This is a genomic window from Micromonospora sp. H61, from assembly GCF_018070325.1.
Lineage (GTDB): Bacteria > Actinomycetota > Actinomycetes > Mycobacteriales > Micromonosporaceae > Micromonospora > Micromonospora salmantinae.
In genome coordinates this window covers 204,114-222,936 of sequence record NZ_JAGPXY010000001.1, presented here as the reverse complement: position 1 = coordinate 222,936, position 18,823 = coordinate 204,114, and the positions used below count along the sequence as shown (strand labels likewise).

At 69.1% G+C, this 18,823-nt stretch carries 18 protein-coding genes; 9 read left to right on the top strand and 9 right to left on the bottom strand.

The features are described from left to right. The first annotated feature begins 2 nt into the window (after nucleotides 1-2). Genes cmdF through KBX08_RS00930 form a run of 3 tightly spaced genes read left to right on the top strand, consistent with a single transcriptional unit; the run spans nucleotide 3 to nucleotide 3,919 of the window. Entirely contained in the window at nucleotides 3-1,607 is a 1,605-nt protein-coding gene (gene cmdF, locus KBX08_RS00940) for a tyrosine 2,3-aminomutase (protein WP_210780590.1), read from the top strand. Continuing rightward, the gene (locus KBX08_RS00935; RefSeq protein ID WP_210780589.1) at nucleotides 1,604-3,136 is read left to right on the top strand and encodes a 4-hydroxyphenylacetate 3-hydroxylase family protein; all 1,533 of its coding nucleotides are present in this window, start codon (nucleotides 1,604-1,606) and stop codon (nucleotides 3,134-3,136) included. Before cmdF ends, KBX08_RS00935 begins: the two co-directional genes overlap by 4 nt. Before the next feature lie 6 nt (nucleotides 3,137-3,142). Then, on the top strand, nucleotides 3,143-3,919 hold the full coding sequence (locus tag KBX08_RS00930; RefSeq protein ID WP_210780710.1) for an SDR family oxidoreductase: 777 nt from the start codon (nucleotides 3,143-3,145) through the stop codon (nucleotides 3,917-3,919). On the opposite strand, the gene aroH is transcribed toward KBX08_RS00930, so the two are convergent. Both aroH and KBX08_RS00920 read right to left on the bottom strand, forming a co-directional pair. Continuing rightward, the gene (aroH, locus tag KBX08_RS00925) at nucleotides 3,854-4,282 is read right to left on the bottom strand and encodes a chorismate mutase (protein ID WP_210780588.1); all 429 of its coding nucleotides are present in this window, start codon (nucleotides 4,280-4,282) and stop codon (nucleotides 3,854-3,856) included. The genes KBX08_RS00930 and aroH overlap by 66 nt on opposite strands. Before the next feature lie 16 nt (nucleotides 4,283-4,298). Next, entirely contained in the window at nucleotides 4,299-5,102 is an 804-nt protein-coding gene (locus tag KBX08_RS00920; protein WP_210780587.1) for a TIGR03084 family metal-binding protein, read from the bottom strand. Between the two features lie 229 nt (nucleotides 5,103-5,331). On the opposite strand from KBX08_RS00920, the gene KBX08_RS00915 reads away from it, so the two are divergent. Then, nucleotides 5,332-5,769: an SCP2 sterol-binding domain-containing protein gene (locus KBX08_RS00915; protein WP_210780586.1), complete on the top strand. Its 438-nt coding sequence runs from the start codon at nucleotides 5,332-5,334 to the stop codon at nucleotides 5,767-5,769. A 71-nt stretch (nucleotides 5,770-5,840) separates the two neighbouring features. On the opposite strand, the gene KBX08_RS00910 is transcribed toward KBX08_RS00915, so the two are convergent. From KBX08_RS00910 to KBX08_RS00890, 5 genes are all read right to left on the bottom strand, one after another. Further along, on the bottom strand, nucleotides 5,841-6,275 hold the full coding sequence (locus tag KBX08_RS00910; RefSeq protein ID WP_210780585.1) for an SgcJ/EcaC family oxidoreductase: 435 nt from the start codon (nucleotides 6,273-6,275) through the stop codon (nucleotides 5,841-5,843). 377 nt (nucleotides 6,276-6,652) lie between these two features. Then, on the bottom strand, nucleotides 6,653-7,306 hold the full coding sequence (locus tag KBX08_RS00905; protein WP_210780584.1) for a MerR family transcriptional regulator: 654 nt from the start codon (nucleotides 7,304-7,306) through the stop codon (nucleotides 6,653-6,655). 119 nt (nucleotides 7,307-7,425) lie between these two features. Continuing rightward, complete coding sequence (locus tag KBX08_RS00900; RefSeq protein WP_247668695.1) at nucleotides 7,426-8,217, bottom strand: AraC family transcriptional regulator; 792 nt, start codon at nucleotides 8,215-8,217, stop codon at nucleotides 7,426-7,428. 350 nt (nucleotides 8,218-8,567) lie between these two features. Continuing rightward, nucleotides 8,568-10,202, bottom strand: coding sequence for a GMC family oxidoreductase N-terminal domain-containing protein (locus KBX08_RS00895; protein WP_210780582.1), 1,635 nt, complete (start codon nucleotides 10,200-10,202; stop codon nucleotides 8,568-8,570). After that, nucleotides 10,199-10,729, bottom strand: coding sequence for a DUF5987 family protein (locus KBX08_RS00890; RefSeq protein WP_210780709.1), 531 nt, complete (start codon nucleotides 10,727-10,729; stop codon nucleotides 10,199-10,201). Before KBX08_RS00890 ends, KBX08_RS00895 begins: the two co-directional genes overlap by 4 nt. Nucleotides 10,730-10,911: 182 nt before the next feature. Between KBX08_RS00890 and KBX08_RS00885 the strand changes: the two genes are divergently transcribed. Both KBX08_RS00885 and KBX08_RS00880 read left to right on the top strand, forming a co-directional pair. Continuing rightward, a complete protein-coding gene (locus KBX08_RS00885) occupies nucleotides 10,912-11,910 on the top strand; it encodes a DUF1702 family protein (protein WP_210780581.1) in 999 nt (332 codons plus the stop codon). Then, on the top strand, nucleotides 11,907-12,869 hold the full coding sequence (locus tag KBX08_RS00880) for a DUF1702 family protein (RefSeq protein ID WP_210780580.1): 963 nt from the start codon (nucleotides 11,907-11,909) through the stop codon (nucleotides 12,867-12,869). The genes KBX08_RS00885 and KBX08_RS00880 overlap by 4 nt, the downstream gene beginning before the upstream one ends. A gap of 115 nt (nucleotides 12,870-12,984) precedes the next feature. Here KBX08_RS00880 and KBX08_RS00875 read toward each other — a convergent pair whose 3' ends face one another. Together KBX08_RS00875 and KBX08_RS00870 are read right to left on the bottom strand one after the other, a co-directional pair. Continuing rightward, nucleotides 12,985-13,542, bottom strand: coding sequence for a copper resistance protein CopC (locus tag KBX08_RS00875; RefSeq protein WP_210780579.1), 558 nt, complete (start codon nucleotides 13,540-13,542; stop codon nucleotides 12,985-12,987). A 1-nt stretch (nucleotide 13,543) separates the two neighbouring features. After that, nucleotides 13,544-14,113 (bottom strand): hypothetical protein, encoded by a 570-nt coding sequence (locus tag KBX08_RS00870; RefSeq protein ID WP_210780578.1) that lies wholly within the window; start codon nucleotides 14,111-14,113, stop codon nucleotides 13,544-13,546. 235 nt (nucleotides 14,114-14,348) lie between these two features. Between KBX08_RS00870 and KBX08_RS00865 the strand changes: the two genes are divergently transcribed. From KBX08_RS00865 to KBX08_RS00855, 3 genes are all read left to right on the top strand, one after another. Next, nucleotides 14,349-15,404 carry a carboxymuconolactone decarboxylase family protein gene (locus KBX08_RS00865; protein ID WP_210780577.1) on the top strand — a complete coding sequence of 352 codons (1,056 nt, stop codon included), beginning with the start codon at nucleotides 14,349-14,351 and terminating at the stop codon, nucleotides 15,402-15,404. 37 nt (nucleotides 15,405-15,441) lie between these two features. Further along, nucleotides 15,442-16,497 (top strand): carboxymuconolactone decarboxylase family protein, encoded by a 1,056-nt coding sequence (locus tag KBX08_RS00860; RefSeq protein ID WP_210780576.1) that lies wholly within the window; start codon nucleotides 15,442-15,444, stop codon nucleotides 16,495-16,497. A 361-nt stretch (nucleotides 16,498-16,858) separates the two neighbouring features. Further along, nucleotides 16,859-18,823, top strand: a complete 1,965-nt coding sequence (locus tag KBX08_RS00855) for a CRTAC1 family protein (RefSeq protein ID WP_210780575.1) — start codon at nucleotides 16,859-16,861, stop codon at nucleotides 18,821-18,823.

Here is an 18,823-nt window from a genome sequence, read left to right as displayed (position 1 = left end):
CAGTGACAACGAACGAGAACATTGTCGTGCTGGACGGCGACACTCTCGACATTCCGGGCATTCGCCGGATCGCCGAGGACGACGCCACCTGCGAGGTGTCGCCGTCGGCGCTCGCCCGAGCGGGCAAGAGCCGCGCGATGTTCGAGGACATCGTGCGTCAGGACATCCCGGTGTACGGGGTGACCACCGGATACGGCGAGATGATCTACATGCTGGTCGACCCCTCCAAGGAGGTCGAACTCCAGACCAACCTGGTGCGGAGCCACAGCGCCGGCGTCGGCCCGCTGTTCGCCCGGGACGAGTCGCGGGCGATCGTGACCGCTCGGCTCAACGCGCTGGCCAAGGGCCACTCCGCGGTACGCCCCGAGTTGCTGGAGCGGCTCGCGCTCTACCTCAACCTGGGCATCACCCCGGCCATTCCGGAGATCGGTTCGCTCGGCGCGAGCGGCGACCTCGCGCCGCTGTCGCACATCGCGTCCACGGTGATCGGCGAGGGCTACGTGCTCGACGGCACCGGCAAGGTGCCCACCGGTCAGGTGTTGCGCAAGCACGGCATCGAGCCGTTGGAACTGCGTTTCAAGGAGGGGCTCGCGCTGATCAACGGCACGTCGGCGATGACCGGTGTCGGCGCGCTCGTGGCTGACCGGGCCATGACGCAGGTACGCCAGGCGGAGATCGTCACCGCCCTGGTGATCGAGGCGCTGCGGGGCTCGATGAGCCCGTTCCAGCCCGAGGGGCACGACATCGCGCGACCGCACCAGGGGCAGATCGACACGGCGGCCAACCTGCGGACGCTGATGCGCGGCAGCCTGTCCACTGTGGAGCATAGTGAGCTGCGCAAGGAGGTGGCCGCCGGCAAGGAGTCCGGCAAGGACGTCACGCGGACGAAGGTCTACCTGCAGAAGGCGTACTCACTGCGGGCCATCCCGCAGATCCTGGGCTCCGTGCGGGACACGCTCTACCACGCGATCAACAAGATCGGCATCGAGTTGAACTCGGCGAACGACAACCCGCTCTTCTTCGAGGGCGAGGAGATCTTCCACGGCGCCAACTTCCACGGACAGCCGGTCGCGTTCGTCATGGACTTCCTCACGATCGCGCTGACCCAGCTCGGCGTGCTCTCCGAGCGGCAGTCCAACCGCCTGCTCAACCGGCACCTGAGCTACGGTCTGCCGGAGTTCCTGGTCACCGGTGATCCGGGCCTGAACAGCGGTTTCGCCGGCGCCCAGTACCCCGCGACCGCCCTGATCGCGGAGAACCGCACCATCGGGCCGGCGAGCACGCAGAGCGTCCCGTCCAACGGCGACAACCAGGACGTGGTCAGCATGGGGCTGATCTCCACCCGCAACGCCCGCCGGGTGCTGCGCAACAACGACACGATCCTGGCCCTGGAGTACCTGGCCGCGGCGCAGGCCGTCGACATCTCCAAGCGGTACGGCGACCTGAGCCCGGTCGCCAAGGCCACCTACGACCACGTCCGGTCGATGGTGCCGACTCTGGACCGCGACCGCTACATGGCCGACGACCTGGAGACCGTCACCGCCGCCCTGTCCCGCGGTGAGTTCGCCGCCGCTGCCGCGAGCGCTCAGCAGAGCGACCTACGGTGACCAGGCCCTACACCGGCGCGGAGTACATCGAGAGCCTGCGTGACGATCGCGAGATCTACCTCTACGGCGACCGGGTCAAGGACGTCACGACGCATCCGGCGTTCGCCAACGCGGTACGCATGACCGCGCGGCTCTACGACTCGCTCCACGACCCGGCCACCGCACCGGTGCTCACCGCACCGGTGGACAGCGGCGGCACGGGCTTCACCCACCGGTTCTTCACCACGCCGCACAGCGCCGAGGACCTGGTCGCCGACCAGAAGGCCATCGCGGCGTGGGCCCGGATGAGCTACGGCTGGATGGGGCGCAGTCCGGACTACAAGGCATCCTTCCTCGGCACCCTCGGCGCGAACGCCGACTTCTACGGCGAGTACGCGGACAACGCCCGGGCCTGGTACCGCCGCTCCCAGGAGCAGGTGCAGTTCTGGAACCACGCGGTCGTGCACCCACCGGTCGACCGTAACCGGCCGCCCGACGAGGTACGCGACGTGTTCGTCCACGTCGAGCGGGAGACCGACTCCGGCCTGATCGTCAGCGGCGCGAAGGTCGTCGCGACCGGGTCCGCGCTGACCCACTTCAACTTCATCTCGCACCACGGAATGCCTGTCAAACGGCGGGAGTTCGCGCTGATCGCCACGGTGCCGATGGGCGCCCGCGGGATGAAGCTGATCTGCCGGCCGTCGTACGCCGCGACGGCAGCGGTGATGGGCAGCCCGTTCGACTACCCACTGTCGTCACGGCTGGACGAGAACGACACGGTGCTCATCCTGGACAAGGTCGAGATCCCGTGGGAGAACGTGTTCGTCTACGGCGACCTTGGCAAGGTGCAGATGTTCGGCGGGCGCTCGGGGTTCACCGAGCGGTTCACGTTCCACGGCATGACCCGGCTGGCGGTGAAACTCGAATTCATCGCCGGCCTGCTGGCCAAGGCGTTGGACATGACCGGCACGAAGGACTTCCGGGGGGTGCAGAGCCGCCTGGGTGAGGTGCTGGCCTGGCGCAATCTCTTCTGGGCGCTGTCCGACGCCGCCGCGCGCAACCCCGTGCCGTGGAAGAACGGGGCGGTGCTGCCGAACCCGGAGTACGGGCAGGCGTACCGGTGGTTCATGCAGGTGGGTTATCCCCGGGTCCGCGAGATCATCATGCAGGACGTGGCCAGCGGGCTCATCTACCTCAACTCCAGCGCCGACGACTTCAAGAACCCGGCGATCCGCGGATACCTGGACCAGTACATGCGGGGCTCCGACGGCAGCACCGCGATGGAGCGGGTGAAGCTGATGAAGCTGCTGTGGGACGCGGTCGGCACCGAGTTCGGCGGACGGCACGAGCTCTACGAGCGCAACTACTCCGGCAACCACGAGAACACCCGGGTCGAGATGTACTTCGCGCAACTCGCCTCGGGGCAGATAGACGGCTACAAGCGGTTCGTCGACGAGTGCATGAGCGAGTACGACATCGACGGCTGGACCGTGCCGGACCTCGCGTCCTTCGATCACCTGCGGTGGGCGCGCAACGATCTCTCGACGTGAGGAGCGCTGATGTTGCAGGACAAAGTCGCAGTGGTCGCCGGTGTGGGGCCCGGGCTCGGACGGGCGATCGCGCTCGCCTGTGCCCGGGCCGGCGCCGACGTCGTACTGGCCGCGCGTAACGAGTCGGTCCTCGCCGAGGTCGCCAAGGAGGTCGAACAGCTCGGCCGGCGGGCGCTCGCGGCACCGACCGACCTGACCGACGACGCCGCGGTCGCCGCCCTGGCCGACTCGGCGCTGCAGGCGTTCGGGCGGGTGGACGTGTTGGTGTACAACGCGTTCGCGGTGCCGGCCTTCGCCGACCTCACAGCGATCGACGTCGACGCCGTGCGGGCGAGCCTGGAAACCGACGTGTTCGGGGCGCTGCGGATCACCCAACGGCTGGCCCCGACGCTGACCGAGCACAACGGCGCCATCGTCATGATCAATGCGATGGTGGTACGGCAGTCGAAGCCGTCGTTCGGCGCGTACCGGATGTCGAAGTCCGGTCTGCTCGCGCTGGCGCAGAGCCTCTCGACCGAGCTGGGTCCATCAGGCGTGCGGGTGAACACGGTGATGCCCAACTACGTCTGGTCCGACGGGCTCCGCGGCTACTTCGCCTACCTGGCCCAGGAACGCGGCATCACCGAGAAGCAGGTCTACGACGAGACGGCGGCGAGCCTCGACCTGCGTCGCCTGCCCGAGGCGGACGAGGTGGCCAACGCCGTCGTCTTCCTCGCGTCAGACCTGGCCAGCGCCATCACCGGGCAGTGTCTCGACGTGAACGCCGGCGAGCTGCATCGCTGACAGATCGGGGCGCAGCACCTCGGCGCCCCCGAGATAGACGTGCCGCACGGCCGCTCGCGGCCGTGCGGTCAGCACGTGGGCCAGCATCCGCACGACCCGGGGCAGCGCGCCGGGCACGTCGATCTCGGCGGCGCACAACAGGGGTACGTCGTGCAGACCGAGCTGCCGGGCGGCGACCGCCGGGACACAGCGCACCAGGGCGGGTGGGGCGGTGAACCGGATGCTGTCGTGGTCGTCCGGCGGCAGGTCGTTGCGCCGGACGACCTCGTCGAGCAGGAGCCGCGTACCGGCCCCGACCACATCTGGACTGTCCCGGTCGACCTGGATCGCGCCCCGGATCGCCCGCAGGGTCGGTGCCGTCATCGTCGTACCCCCGTCGTCAGCGCGTCGCGGCGGCGAACTGGCCGGGCTGGCGGCCCGATCCGGCCGGACCCCGGTACGCCTGCGCGATGTCCAGCCAGTGCTCGGCGTCCGGGCCGACCGCGCTCAGCCGCAGGTCGTCGCGGTGCCGTCGGCGGGTCACCAGCAGGCAGAAGTCGACAGCCGGGCCGCTGATCCGCTGGTCCGCGTCCGGCGGGCCGAACGTCCAGGTGGCGCCGGACGGGGCGGTGAGGGTGTAGCCGAACTCCACGTCCGGAACGTCCTCCTCGCGGGCCAGGTAACCGAAGTCCCAGGTGCGTGCGGCGAACCCGCACAGGTGCCGGATCCGGTCGGTGTGCCGGCGCTCGACGCCGAGTGCGTCGGCGACGTCCTGCCCGTGGCCGAACAGCTCCATCATGCCGGCGCCCGCCAGGATGGCGGCCGGCATCGGACGGACCAGCCACGGCACGATGTCGGTCGGCGCGTGCGCCGCCAACGCCTTCTCCGCTGTCGACCGCTCCTCCTGCCACTTGGCGAACAGCGCCGGCGGTGGGGCGGCGAGGTACGGGGCCATCGCGGCGGCGACGTTGGACTCGAAGCTGCCGCTCATGGAGGAGAGGAACCGGCTGAACGTGTCCGGGTCGGACGCCGAGAGCCCCGCCAGGCGAAACACCGCGGAGAGGTGGGCCACCTGGTGGGCGACCGTCCAGCCGACGGCGGGCGTCGCGGTGCGCCAACCGGCGTCGTCCAGGTCGGCGATCAGCGTGTCGAACGCATCGCCCTCGCTGACCAGATCGGCGAACACATCGGGCTGTGCTGACATGTGGTTCTTCCTTCCGCTACAGGGCTCGTGTCGTGCCGCGGAAGGGGACACCGGTGTTCCCGCGGCCGGACGGCTGGTGCGCGGTGCGCGCCTGTGGAGCAGGTCGGATCAATCATTGGACGGTCACCCCCGCGCCGTCGTCTCGCTACGTGCGCGACCTGCGCGGATCCGCCACTGAACGCACTCTCGGAGATGTCCGTCCGGTGGCCGATCGGCCAACCTAATCCCTATGAGCGACCCCACAACGATGAGCCCGCGCGAGCTCGCGGTGTTCGTCAAGCAGACCCCCAACGGCGAGCTGCGCCGGCTGATGCACGGCCCGCGGCGGACGGACGTCATCGACGAGATCTTCACCAACATGCCCCAGGTGTTTCGCGCCGATCGTGCCGGCGCGCTCACCGCCGTGATCCACTGGCGGATCGGCGACCGGCCCGACGGCGGCGTCGACGTCTACGAGATGGTCATCGCCGACGGTGCCTGCGTCAGCACACCGGGCAACGGTCGACACCCCGATCTCACGCTCTCGCTGGGTGGGGTGGACTTCCTCAACCTCGTCACTGGCAACGCGCACGCGGTGGCGCTGGTGATGCGCGGTCGCCTCAAGACCAAGGGCGACCTGGCCCTGACCGCGAAGTTCCCCACCCTGTTCGATCCGCCAAGAGGCTGACCGGCCGGCCAAGAACGACGCCGATGACTCTCGCAGTCATCGGCGTCGTTCGGTTTGGGGTGCCGGTCGGGTCAGGCGACGCGGTCGCGCGGGCAGTTCTGGTAGACGGCGAGCAGCCACTCGCCGTCGCGGTTGACGAGAATCCAGGACGCGCGGATGGCCGCCCGGTCGGGAAGCGTCGTCTCGCCGGCCGGGATGACACCACCCTCCGTGATCAGCGCGACCGCACCCGGGGCCAGCGCCTTGATCTCCACCGGCGTGCCGGTGACCCGGGTGCCCTTGAACGGGCCGCCGAACGCTGTCGACATGAAATCGCGAATGTTGTCCTTGCCCTGGCGGTAGACACCCGGTAGCAACATCGACCCGTCGTCGACGAAGATGTCCGCGAACGCCTGCGCGTCCTGAGCCGCCCACGCTTTGACCAGGCGGCCGGGTACCGCCGCTATGGCCACTTGGTCGGCGCCGGAGATGCCAGTCACCAACGGTGCGGAAGAACTGGTGGTCATCGCTGGTCCTCGATTCTTGGATGGTGGCGAGGAGGTCGGTCGGTGTTGCATCCCGACGTTGCCGAGGCTAGTGCTGGCAGGGGCCGTTCCGTTCTCCTGGAGTGCGCGTTGGTCGCGTCCAACTCGGCATTCTCAAAGAAGACTGCGCACCGCTGTTAGCGGCATGCTCGGATGGCCACGACAACCACGGTTGAATCCGATCGGGGGCTTCGACAGGAGGACAGCCCGTGTCCGGGCATTGTCGCGTGATCTCTGGCCTCGTCGTGGACGACGACAACCACAGCGCTCCACCCGGTCAGCCCGCGCCTGGGCTGCTCACCGCACGCCGCGGCGGCTCACGCCCTTTCCGCGGCGGCTCACGCCCTGATCGCGGCGGCTCACGCCCGGTCCGCGGTGGCCTCCGCGCGAGCGGGGTGCTCGGACGAGCCCTTGCCGAGCCACTGGTTTACGTAGTGCTCGCGCGCCATCCGGTGCACAGCGGTCAGGGCGACCTCCAGCAGCACCGCTCGAACCACCGCGGCCGCCCGATCGACGTCCGCGTGGTCGGCGGGCAGCAGGGCCATCTCCTGTGCCACGAGCTGCTCGGTCATCGCCGCGTACGGTGCGAAGAACTGGATGCTGCAGTCGCAGCCGAGCCGGCGCAGCGCGGTGACGACCTGCGCGAGCTGGGCGCGCCCGGCCGCGTCGGGGTGCACCGCCCAGCCCAGCTCGTCGATGAACTGGTCGACGTCGGCGGTGGCGTCGGACAGATTGGCGGCTCCGCCGCTGAGTGAGTGCGCCACCTCGTAGAGCCCGGCCAGGGGAAGCTGGCGGTCCTCGATGCTCGCGAGCAGTTGCCGGACGGTCGACAGGTCGAGCTTCCCGACGTGGGTGAGCGCACGGATGAGTTGCAGGCGGCGCAGATGACGGTCGTCGTAGTCGGCCTGGTTGCGACCGGTGGGTCTACCAGGGGGAAGGAGCCGTTCCCGGAGGTAGTACTTGATTGTGGCGACGGGTAGGCCCGTCTCTTTGCTCAGATAGGAAATGCGCATCGGTTCCCCCAGGTAAACCCGTCATGTCGACCACTCTTCGATGAGCCGGTGTCGTTGAATCACGACCGCGTGCCCGTGCACACCGGAAGCGGGGCACGGGCACGGGTGGGTGATTCCGGTCAGGCGGCCGGACGGTCGACCGACCGGGCCGGAAAGCGTGCGGAGAGGATGGTGGCTGCCCGAGCCTTCTCCTGGGCGGCCACGACGCTGAGCGCCACCTTGCGTGCGTCGAGGAGAGCGAGCAGGACCGGCGGGTCCAGGGCCGTCACGGGCTGTAGATCGACATCCACCGTGAGCACGGTGTCGTGGGCGATGGCGAGTGGCCCGTGGGTGGCGACGAAGACGGGACGACTGTGCGGGTCGGTGGCGATCTCCGTGGGATCGCCGGTGACCGACTGGGACAGCAGGTACCAGGTGCCCGGCGGCACGCCGGTGAAGTGGAACAACCCGGGACCGGACAGGATGGTGCATCGGATCGGCCGGCCCTCGGGTATGCGGTCCGGGAAGAGACCGATGAACACGAGGCCCGGGCTGGCCTGGCTGGACGCGTGGACCTGGCCATGGATGCTGGCCTTCGATGGTGTGCCTGCGGCCGGCGTCGGCGCCACCGGAATGTGCGGGGCGTACCCGGCCAGCTTGCGGTACGCCGTCGGTGACATTCCAACGCTCTTGCTGAAACGGGAGCTGAACGTTCCGACACTGTTGTAGCCAACTCGCACGCTGATGTGTGCGACGTTGAGCGACGTCGAGACCAGCAGATCCTTGGCGCGTTGCAACCGGAGTGCCGACAGGAAACGACCTGGCGACACTCCGGTTGCGCGCTGGAATATCCTGGTGAAGTGGAATTTGCTGAACATCGCCGCTCGGGCCATGTCGCTTACGGTAATTTGCTCGCTGAGGTTCTCGCGCATTGTCTCAATTGCGCGCTTCGCTGCTTCCTCAACCGCGTCCCCCACGATTCCTCCCCAGCAATTCGTGAGAACAGCTTGCCGGTCTCACCAAAGACGTAAATCAATTTCTGAGATACGCCTCTCGGTCACCGCCGGTGTCCGGTTGGTGATCCACCGAGATCCATGTCGACGTTAGTCGATCCCGCCCTCGGCCGCAACACTGCAGATTTGCTTGGATACGGAGCGCAATCGTGGAGTAGGGGCGGCTCCGTGGTAGATAGTGATAGTCTCTAATACACGTCCAGGAGTCGAGACATCTCAAAGGGTGCGTAAAGTTCAATCTTCCGCATTGTCAATGTTCGCCCGGAGCATCAACCCGCCGGAGCGGCGACGGCGGGCGCCGTGGCTGGGGCGGGCAACGTGCCGTTGTAGCTGACCGGAACCCCTCGCGCCTGGGCCGCGGCGACGATTCCCGGCATCGCCCGCTCGGCCAGCGCCGCGATCGTCAGGGCCGGGTTGACGGTGAGGGCGCCGGGCACCGCCGAGCCGTCGGTGACGAAGATGCCCGGGTGGTCACGCAATTCGTGCCGGTCGTCGAGGGCCGAGGTCGCCGGGTCGTCGCCGATTCGGCAGGAGGCGAGTGGATGCACCGTGTACGCGCCGACCAGGTCGTTGGTCCAGGGGGCGACCCGGGCCAGCCCGTCCCGTTCGAGAATGTCCTTTACCTCGGCGTCGGACAGCGACCATCCGCGCCACGTGTTCTTCGTCGGTTCGTAGCGCAGCGAGCCCACCCCGAGCATCTGCTGCGACAGCCGATGCGCGTTGCCGGTCTCCGGTGGCGGCCCGAAGATCCCCTCGTTGTCGTCCTCCGACATCGTGAAGATCGTCAACCACGACTGCCACTGACGCAGCATCTCCTTCTTCTCCAGGCCGAACCAGCTCGGCCCGGTCGCGCCCGGAACCTGCGCCAGAATCGTGCCGAGACCGGGCGGGAAGTAGAGCTGCTCCAAGGAGAAACGCTCGTATTCGGGAAGTGAGCCGTCGAGCTTATCCCAGGAAGCGACAGTGGGGCCGCGTCCGATCTGATAAGCGGAGTACGCGCGTCCGTCGGGTCGGCTCAGGCCGAGCACGTCGCGTACCTTTTCTTCGTCGAAAATAGCGGTATTCAGCCTTTCGCCGTTACCCGAGAAATACCGACCAACTGCGTGTGGCATTTTCCCGAGGTGTGGCTCCGAACGTTGCAGAATGACTGGAGTGGCACCGGATCCGGCGGCGACGACGACAATCTTCGCGTCGATCTCGCCGGATTCGTGCAGAATTCTGTAGTCCTCCCCGTCGACAATCCGGTAATGGACGCGATAGCCACCGTCGGAATTTCGGGACAGATGCTGCACCTCGTGCAGCGGGCGGATTTCGGCACCGTGGTCGAGAGCTGCCGGTAGATAGTTGAGCAACAGCGAGCGCTTGGCGTCGAACCGGCAGCCGGCCATCATCCAGTTGCAGTTCGTGCAGAGATCCACGTCGATCGCCGCCGGCGCCGGGTTGGCGGTCCGTCCGGCGTGCCGGCACGCCGCCCCCCAGAGCCCGCCGGCATAGGGGATGCGGTCCCAGGTCTGCTGGGTGATCGGCAGCGCCTCCGCGACCCGGTCGTACCACGGGTCTAGCGTGTCGCGGTTGATCGCCGCCGGCCACATCCGGCGGCCGATGCTGCCCTGCCGGTCGAAGACGAACCGGGGCGCCCGTGGCATGGTCGCGAAGTAGACGACACTGCCGCCACCCACGCAGTTGCCGCCCAGGATGCTCATCCCGTCGCCCACGACGAAGTCGAAGATCCGGGTGTACGACTTACCGAGTTCGAAGTCGTGGTCGAACTCGTCCGCGCGCAGCCAGGGCCCGCGCTCCAACACCACCACCGAGGCGCCGCCGGCGGCGAGGTGATAGGCAGCGATCGCGCCGCCGAACCCGCTGCCGATGACGAGGATGTCGGTCGATTCCGTTGCGGTCATGCGGGGCTCCCCGTCGCTGTCGTTTGTGGATGGTGGTCGGCGAGCTGCCGTCCGTAGCTGAACTCCGGAAACCGGTAGATGCCGTCGGCGTTCGGTTGGGAATAGCCGATGGTGAGAAGCCCTGGATGGCCGCTCGCGAAGGCCGTCGGCGTGCTCATGTGGGCCGCGCTGTCAAAGGCCATGTTGCAGAAGAGGGCAAGGCTCACCCACATCTGCTTCTCGGGATGGCCGGGGTCGGTAAGGATGCGCACCAGCGCGGTGCGGTGGTCGAAGGGCAGTGCCACGAACGACGGCACCGACGCATCGAGGCTGAGCCCGGTTTCGTGCGCGTAATCGTCGGCGTGCTCGTTCAGGGTCACCGCGAGGGAATCGAGCGCTTCGGCCAGACCGCCCGCGGGCAGCTCCAGTAGTGCGAGCGCGCCGGCCGCGACCGCGCCGGCGCCGGTTGCGGCGCCCGCGATCGCGCGATCGCCCGGCCAGCGTTTCTCTCCTGGAATGATCGTGTCGGCAAAAGCCTCGATCGTGATGGTCTTGTCTGGAACTTCCACGAAATGCCTCCAGGCCGCAGATTCATCGCTGCGGACATTGTGTTCCCGCCGCGATCCGTGCCGTTCTTCCGTCGTGCCGTCGGCCGACCGCGCACGCCTGAAGACGAACCGCCGGGGCACCCGCGCGCACGATGGAACAAAACTTGGGAGGTACGAGCGACATGCCGATGCTGGGTGCGATCCGCCGGATGGCGCTGACGCCGTCGCTGACCGACGTCACGTTCGAAGGCCGGGGCTTCCCGGTCAGGCCGAGCCCGACAACCGAGCGTCTGGAAGCGATCCCACAGGCGGTGATCTGCGGCTTCGAGTGGGGTATCGAGGCGCGTGACCAGTGGGAACTGGAGCGACGCCTGGAGCTGGTCGATCAGGAGCAGCGCGGCTTCGCCTACGAGGGCGCCACCATGGCACTGACGGTCCGCGACGTCATGCCGGGCGGGCGGCGCCACCAGGCCCGGGACCTGCTGAGCGGCCCCGGCCTGCCACACACCTTCCTGACCTACATCGGGATCGGCTTCGCGATGGCCCGGCTGCCCCGTCCACTGTGGAAAAACGTGCTGCCGGACCTGACCGGCACCCCCTACTACCCGACCATGAGCTGGTTGGCTGTCGACGGCTACGGCTTCGACCGCGCCTACTTCGAGACCGACCGGTGGGTGGGGCAGCAGCGCAGGCTGGCGCCGTACCCGTGGCTCGGCCGCGCCGACTACTTCCCGCGCGCCGTCGACCAGGGAATCGGTCGTGCGCTGTGGTTCATTCACGGCGGCGAACCCGCCGACGTCACGGCGGCCGTCGAACGGTTCGCCCCGGAGCGGCGGGCCGACCTGTGGAGCGGGGTCGGTCTGGCCGCGACGTTCGCCGGCGGCACCACACCCGAAGGGCTGCGGCACCTCCGCACCGCCGCCGGTGCGCACCGCGACCACCTCGGGCAGGGCTCGGTCTTCGCCGCGAAGGCGCGTACCTTCGCCGGCTACCTGCCCGAACACAGCGAGGCGGGTGTCACCATCCTCGCCGGCCTGCCCGCCGAGAAGGCCGCGGCACTGGCCGACGAGGTCGCGGCCGTGGGTTTCGCCGACACCGAGGAACCCGACTACGAGGTGTGGCGCCACCGGATCCGGGCCCGCCTCGCCGCCATTCACGATGAGGACAGGAGGGTTCGATGAGCGTTTGGCGCAGCCTGCGACGCAGGGTGCTGACCCCCGACGTCGCGGCCACCAGGATGGACGTCCGCGGCTTCCATGTGAAGTCCGCCGCCGGGCGGGAGCGGTTGGAGACCGTCGGCCGCACATTCCTCGCCGGGTACGCGTTCGCGGCCGAGGCGAAGCGGCCCACGGATGCCGAACCGTCGCTGGAACAGGTGCCGACCGGCTATCGCGGCTTCGCCTACGAGGGCGCCGCGATGGCCCTGGCGATGCGCGACGGGTTGCCCGGCGGCGGGACCCGGCACGTCGCCGACTTCCTCGACGGGCGGGCCCGACACCACGTCTACATGGTCTACGTCGGGGTGGGCTGGGCGATGGCCCGACTTCCCCGTTTCCGCTGGTCCACCCTGTACGCCCCGGACCCGCTGCTGCGCTGGCTGGTCCTCGACGGGTACGGGTTCCACCAGGCCTACTTCGTCACCAAACGCTACGTGCACCAGCAGTTCCGCGACGAACGCTTCCCGTGGCCGGGCCACCCGTACGCCAACAACGCCATCGACCAGGGCATCGGCCGGGCGTCGTGGTTCGTCGGTGGCACCGATCCCGAGACGGTGGCCGGCCTGCTCAACCGCTTCCCGGTGGCGCGGCGACCCGACCTGTGGGCGGGCACCGGCCTCGCCGCGGGGTACGCGGGCGGCGCGTCGGACACCGAGCTGCGCCGGTTGCGGGACCTGGCCGGCCCGTACCGCCCCCAGCTCATGCAGGGTGTCGCCTTCGCGGCGGCGTCCCGGGTCAAGGCCGACCTCGTGCAGCCTCACACCGAGCTGGCGACCGAGCTGCTCTGCGGCATGTCGCCGGCCAGCGCCTCGAAGGTCACCGACGAGGCGCTTGTCGACCTGCCCGCTGACGGGCAGACCCCGGCGTTCGCGGTCTGGCGCGAGCGCATCGCCGCGGCCATGGTCGCCAACTTCGGCAGTTGACCGGCGGCAAGGGGCCCCGCCGTCCGGCGGGGCCCCTTCTGCTTGTGACGTGCAGCCGCCGGTCACCTACTCAGCCGGTGGCCTTGTGGACTGGTCACCGGCGCCGCCGGAATGATCACGGACGCGGGTCGGGCGTGTCGGGCGCGGCCTGGTAGGGCCGGCGGAGGTACAGCAGTGCCAGCACGACCACCACGGCGAGCCCGTCGACGAAGAGCAGGAAGGCGCTCATCGGGTCGATCGAGTGTTGGTGCGCGGTGAGTGCGTCGGCGGTGGCCTGCCGGACGACCTCGGACGGCGCCGGAGGTGCCACCCCGGTGCCCACGCTGAACCGCAGGCTTCCGGTGGCCTCGCCCCCGTTGGTGAGTGCCATGTGGAAGGCGACCGTCAGGTTGCCCGGACGGGCGACGGTGATCGGCACGGTCACCGTGCGCTCCGGGCCCTGTCGCGCGTCGCCCGACTGGATCGGGTTGCCCGCGTCGTCGAGCACGGCGACGTGGGAGAGCGCCAGGTCCGGCGCGTCGGAGAACGTGAGCGCGACGGCCGCGGGTGCCACCGAGACGGCGGCACCCGCGGCAGGGTCGCTGGTGATCAGACCGCCGTCGGCGGAGGCCGACGACGCGACGCTGGACAGCAGGAGGACGATGAGCAGCAGCGCCCCACCTCGGCGGACCACGTCAGGCCAGCGACGCTACGGGACGTGGCGCGCAGCTGCACCGCATCGCCTCGACCTCGACCCGGCTCGGCCGCAGGTGGTAGTAGACCGCGACCAGCATCGGGATGAAGACGATCGAGTTGTAGAACAGGTGCAATTCGACGCGGGGCATGACGAGCTGCAGGACGCTGGTCGGCACCGCGGCGCCGAAGAGGTTGAAGCCGGCCTGCACCTGGATGAGGAGCAGCAGGTGCTCGATGTGGTGCCAGAACTGGATGGCGAGAGCGATCGTCCACCAGGTGCGGGCCCGACCGACGAAGCCCGGCCGGAGCAGAAAGAGACCGACGAGCATCACGATGGCGTAGCCGTAGTGCAGGTACTCCGAGGTGACCAACCACGGCCAGAACTGTCCGAGCACGCCACGCGACGCGGGCCGGGGCATGTCGAGCACGAAGATCTGGTACGCCTGCACGAGGTGTTCCGCCCAGTGCGCGATCACGATCACCATGAAGCTGTTCAGGGCGGCGCGGTGGTGCCGGCCGTTGAGGGACGCGAGGAAACCCGACCTCGGTGGGGCCGCAACAGCGGACATGGACACTCCATTCGTCAGAGGGCGTGGCCCGGCGTTTACGGTAATCAATGGGTGACGGAAGGATTTCTTTCGACGTGCTCTTGTGCCCCGACCCGGGCCCGGGCGGCCGGCCGATTTTCTGCGGCCACCGCCTGGTGCGCGTGCGGATCGACCCGATACCGCAAGTTCGGAGACGGCCCCGGCCCGTCGATATCGACATCCTTGGGCTTGCGGTCGAAGGGAGAGCGTCGTGGGCATGATCATGATTCGAGGCACCCGCCGGGCCGCGGGGACGGTACGGCACGTCACGCCGGTGCCGATCGCCGTGGCCGAGGGACTGGTTGCCACTGTGTACGAGCACGTCGAACGCGACTTCGGAATGCTCGCCCCGCCGGTTGCCCTGCACTCACCGGCCCCCGAGCCACTCGCCGGGTGCTGGATGATCCTGCGGGAAACGCTTGTCGCGAGGGGTGTCGTCGACCGGGGAACGAAGGAGGCGGTGGCGACCGCCGTCTCCCTCGGCAACGCCTGCCCCTACTGCGTCGACGTGCACAGCTCGACGATGCACGGCCTGGCTCGCGGGCGGGAGTCGGCGCAGATCGCCTCGGGCAACCTCCACCAACTCGTCGATCCGGGCCTTCGGGCGGTCGCGGGCTGGGCACGCGACAGCGGGCACGTCGCCGCGGCGGTCCCGGTGCGGGCCGCGGCGGTCCCCGAGGTGCTGGGCGTGGCGGTGGTGTTCCACTACATCAACCGCATGGTCAACCTGTTCCTCCCGGAGTCGCCGTTCCCGCCGCGGCTGCCCGGCGCCGCACGGACGACGGTCCGGAGGGTGTTCGGGAGGTTGATGGATCTGCGCGGGAGCGGGCCCGAGCCGGGGGCGGCGCTGGCGCTGCTCCCCGCCGCGGCGGCGACAGCGGTGCCGGAGTGGGCCGCCGGCAGTCCGAGCATCGGCGACGCGTTCGCGCGGGCCGGTGCCGCCTTCGACCGCGCGGGCCTGCGTTCGGTGCCCGGCCCGGTGCGGTCGCTGGTCACCGCTCGGCTGGACGCCTGGGACGGGCGGCCTCCCGGGGCCAACCGCGGCTGGTTGAGCGAGGCGGTATCGGCGCTCGCGCCGGCCGACCAACCCGCCGGCCGGTTGGCCCTGCTGGCGGCGTTCGGCTCCTACCAGTCGATCGACGCCGACTTCGACGCGCTTCGGGCGACGGGGGTTGGCGACCGGGAGTTGATCGAGGTCACCTCCTGGGCGGCGATGAAGGCGGCGCTGCGGGTCGGCACGCTCGGAGTGGGGTCGGCGGCGTTACCGGCGTGATGCTAGTGCGACGTCCACACCCTCAACGGAGGTAACCATGGTCGCCGCCCGCGTCGTCTCGTCGGTCGTTCAGCGCCAGGTGAAGTACGTGACGCCTGTCGCACCCACCGCAGCCGACGGTCTGGTGGCCGAGGTCTACCGGCAGGCCACCGACGAGATGCGCCTGGTCGTACCGCCGCTGCTGCTGCACTCGCCGGCCCCCCGGACACTCGCCGCCTACTGGATGCTGATGCGCGAGCCGCTGATGACCGGTGGCGCCGTCGACCGGCTGGCCAAGGAGGCGGTGGCGTCGGCGGTGTCGGTTGCCAACATCTGCCCCTACTGCGTCGACATGCACAGCACCGGCATGTACGACCTGTCGACCGAGCACGACGCCGAGGCGATCGTCGCCGACCGGGTCGAGGACGTCGTGGATCCGCGGGTGCGTACGCTCGCCGGCTGGGCGCGGGCCGCCCACCAGCCGGCGGCTTTCCCGGCGTTCGACCTGACGCTCACCCCGGCGGAGCGCGCCGAGTTGGTGGGCGTCGTGGTGGGGTTCCACTACCTGAGCCGCATGGTCAACGTCTTCCTGTCGAGTTTCCTGCTGCCACCGCAGCTCGGCTCCCGGGCCAAGCGGAGGATGAAGCGCGGCGTCAGCCGGTTGCTGCACCCCATCCTGCGCGAGGAGCACCCGGCCGGTCGCTCACTGTCCCTGCTACCCGCGGCCGACCTGCCGCCGGAGGCGGGCTGGGCGCTGGGCAGCGCGTCGGTGGCGGACGCGGTGGCTCGCGCCAACGCGGCCTTCACCGCTGCCGGGGAGCGGTCGGTTCCTCCGCGGGTGCGCGCGCTCGTCGCCGCGCATCTCGACGCCTGGCAGGGTGCCGACACCGGCCTGAGTCGTGAGTGGTGCGAGCGGGCGATCGCCGACCTGCCGGAGCCCGACCGGTCCGCGGGCCGGCTCGCCCTGCTGGCGGCCTTCGCGTCGTATCAGGTCGACGAGGAGACCGTCGCGGAGTTCCAGGCCTGGCACGAGGGCGACGCCGTGTTGGTCGAGACGGTCGCCTGGGCCAGCTTCGCCACCGCGCTGGCGGTCGGCAGCCGACACCTTCGGTAGTCGGCCGGAGATCACAATTATCACCCGGGGCGGTGCCCCGAGAATATTGACGTATGTCCGGGTATTGGGCGCACCGCACGAACGAAGAAGCCCCCAGCACAGACGAAGAAGACATCGTTAAAGGCCCCTGCGACGCTCTATCCAGCGTGTTCACCGAAATCGGTGAGTCGGGATGTGTGGTGATAGTCCGTCGCCAAACTCCCTGTTCGAAGGGGTCGGAACTGGAAACTCGCGCTCGCGGCTATCGGTGCTGATGCCCGTTCCGTGGAGCCGTCCAGGAATCGGTGAAATGCCATTACCAAACCGATGGTAATGGGATTCCCGGCCCCGTACCCGTCCGTCACAATCGGAGGTCAAGTAGATGTCGCAGAAGGGTTCATGGCTGCATCGGCGGCTACCCGCAATCGTGGCGCTGGCCCTGGTCGCCCTGCTCTTCCAACTGGGGCGGTTGCCCTCCGCCTCGGCATCCGAGCTGGCGCGGACCGCGAGCGGGTTCGCGTTCCAGCCGGCCTCGATCGCGATGCCGGGGGGCTACCCGCAGCAGACCGTCCGCAAGGTCAACCAGAAGTACCAGGACATCAACGCGTGGATCTCGTCGGTCGGCTCGGGCGTCGCGATGAACGATCTCGACGGGGACGGGCTGCCCAACGACCTGTGCATCACCGATCCCCGTATCGACCAGGTGGTGGTCACCCCCGTGCCCCGCCCCGGCACCCCCCGCTACGCGCCGTTCGCGCTCAATCCGGCGCCGCTGCCGATGAGCGACACGATGGCGCCAATGGGGTGCGTCCCCGGCGACTTCAACGAGGACGGTCGCACCGACGTGCTGGTCTACCTCTGGGGACGTACGCCGATCCTCTACCTCGCCAAGGCCGGCGCGGTCGGCCTGACGATGGACACCTTCCGGCCGGTCGAGGTGTTGCCCCAGTCGCCCGGTGACCGCTACGACGGCCCGCAGTGGAACACCAACACCGTCGCGGTCGACGACTTCGACGGTGACGGCCACGTCGACATCTTTGTCGGCAACTACTTCCCGCACGGCCCGGTCCTCGACGACACCAAGAAGGACGGTGTCGCGATGAACCATTCGATGTCGCAGGCGTTCAACGGCGGCGAGGACTACTTCTTCCGGTGCACCGGCGCCACCGCCGGCGCCGAGCCGACGGCAACCTTCGAACTGGTCAGCGACGTTCTTCCGCGCGCCGTGTCGAAGGGCTGGGCCCTCGCTGCGGCCGCCAACGACGTCGACGGGGACCTTCTGCCGGAGCTCTACGTGGCCCACGACTTCGGCCCCGACCGGATGCTCTACAACAGGTCGACCCCCGGCAAGATCGAGTTCGCTCCGGTCAAGGCCGTCCGTGACCCGCTCGTCCCCAAGTCGAAGCGGGTGGGCGCCGACTCGTTCAAGGGCATGGGCGTCGACTTCGGCGACCTGGACGGCGACGGCCTCTACGACATGTACGTCAGCAACATCGCTACCACGTTCGGCCTGGAGGAGAGCCACTTCGCCTTCGTCAATTCCGCGAAGGACCACAAGGACCTTCGCACCCACCTCGACGACGGCACCGCCCCGTTCAAGGACGAGAGCGCGCCGCTCGGGCTCGCCTGGTCCGGCTGGGGCTGGGACGTGAAGATGGCGGACTTCAACAACAGCGGCGACCTGGTCGTGGCGCAGACGACCGGCTTCGTCAAGGGCGAGGTCAACAGGTGGCCGCAGCTGCAGGAACTCGCGATGTCCAATGACAACCTGCTCACCAACACCACCTGGTGGCCGCACGTGCGCCCCGGTGACGACATCGGCGGCAGTCAGCGGTTGCACTTCTTCGTCAAGTCCGACGGTGGCCGCTACGTGGACATCGCGCCGCGGTTGGGCCTCGACGCGCCGGTGCCGACTCGCGGCATCGCGACCGGCGACGCCGACGGCGACGGACGCCTCGACTTCGCGGTCGCCCGGCAGTGGGACGAGCCGGTCTTCTACCACAACCAGAGCCCGAACCCCGGTGCCTTCCTCGGCCTCCGCCTGACCCATCCCGCCCCGGCCGGCGCGACGGCCGCGACCGGGACCGCTGGTTCGCCAGTCGTCGGCGCCCAGGTCAAGGTCACGACCGCGGACGGTCGGGTGCTGCTCGGCCGTGTCGACGGTGGCAGCGGCCACTCCGGCAAGCGCAGCAGCGAGGTCCACATCGGACTTGGCAAGAACGTGACCGGCCCGGTGCGGGTCGAGCTGAACTGGCGTGATCGCACCGGTCAGCCGCATCAACAGGAGCTTTCGATGACCCCGGGCTGGCACTCGCTCGAGCTCGGCGCCCAGGCCCAGGAGAGGTGA

Excerpts from the sequence above, each read along its gene's own strand:
- KBX08_RS00860 (WP_210780576.1), top strand. The coding sequence starts at position 15,442 with ATGGTCGCCGCCCGCGTCGTCTCGTCGGTCGTTCAGCGCCAGGTGAAG.
- KBX08_RS00910 (WP_210780585.1), bottom strand. The coding sequence starts at position 6,275 with ATGACCACCAGTTCTTCCGCACCGTTGGTGACTGGCATCTCCGGCGCC.
- aroH (WP_210780588.1), bottom strand. The coding sequence starts at position 4,282 with ATGACGGCACCGACCCTGCGGGCGATCCGGGGCGCGATCCAGGTCGAC.
- KBX08_RS00920 (WP_210780587.1), bottom strand. The coding sequence starts at position 5,102 with ATGTCAGCACAGCCCGATGTGTTCGCCGATCTGGTCAGCGAGGGCGAT.
- KBX08_RS00865 (WP_210780577.1), top strand. The coding sequence starts at position 14,349 with ATGATCATGATTCGAGGCACCCGCCGGGCCGCGGGGACGGTACGGCAC.
- KBX08_RS00855 (WP_210780575.1), top strand. The coding sequence starts at position 16,859 with ATGTCGCAGAAGGGTTCATGGCTGCATCGGCGGCTACCCGCAATCGTG.
- KBX08_RS00900 (WP_247668695.1), bottom strand. The coding sequence starts at position 8,217 with ATGCGCGAGAACCTCAGCGAGCAAATTACCGTAAGCGACATGGCCCGA.
- KBX08_RS00870 (WP_210780578.1), bottom strand. The coding sequence starts at position 14,113 with ATGTCCGCTGTTGCGGCCCCACCGAGGTCGGGTTTCCTCGCGTCCCTC.
- KBX08_RS00880 (WP_210780580.1), top strand. The coding sequence starts at position 11,907 with ATGAGCGTTTGGCGCAGCCTGCGACGCAGGGTGCTGACCCCCGACGTC.
- KBX08_RS00915 (WP_210780586.1), top strand. The coding sequence starts at position 5,332 with ATGAGCGACCCCACAACGATGAGCCCGCGCGAGCTCGCGGTGTTCGTC.
- KBX08_RS00895 (WP_210780582.1), bottom strand. The coding sequence starts at position 10,202 with ATGACCGCAACGGAATCGACCGACATCCTCGTCATCGGCAGCGGGTTC.
- KBX08_RS00905 (WP_210780584.1), bottom strand. The coding sequence starts at position 7,306 with ATGCGCATTTCCTATCTGAGCAAAGAGACGGGCCTACCCGTCGCCACA.
- KBX08_RS00885 (WP_210780581.1), top strand. The coding sequence starts at position 10,912 with ATGCCGATGCTGGGTGCGATCCGCCGGATGGCGCTGACGCCGTCGCTG.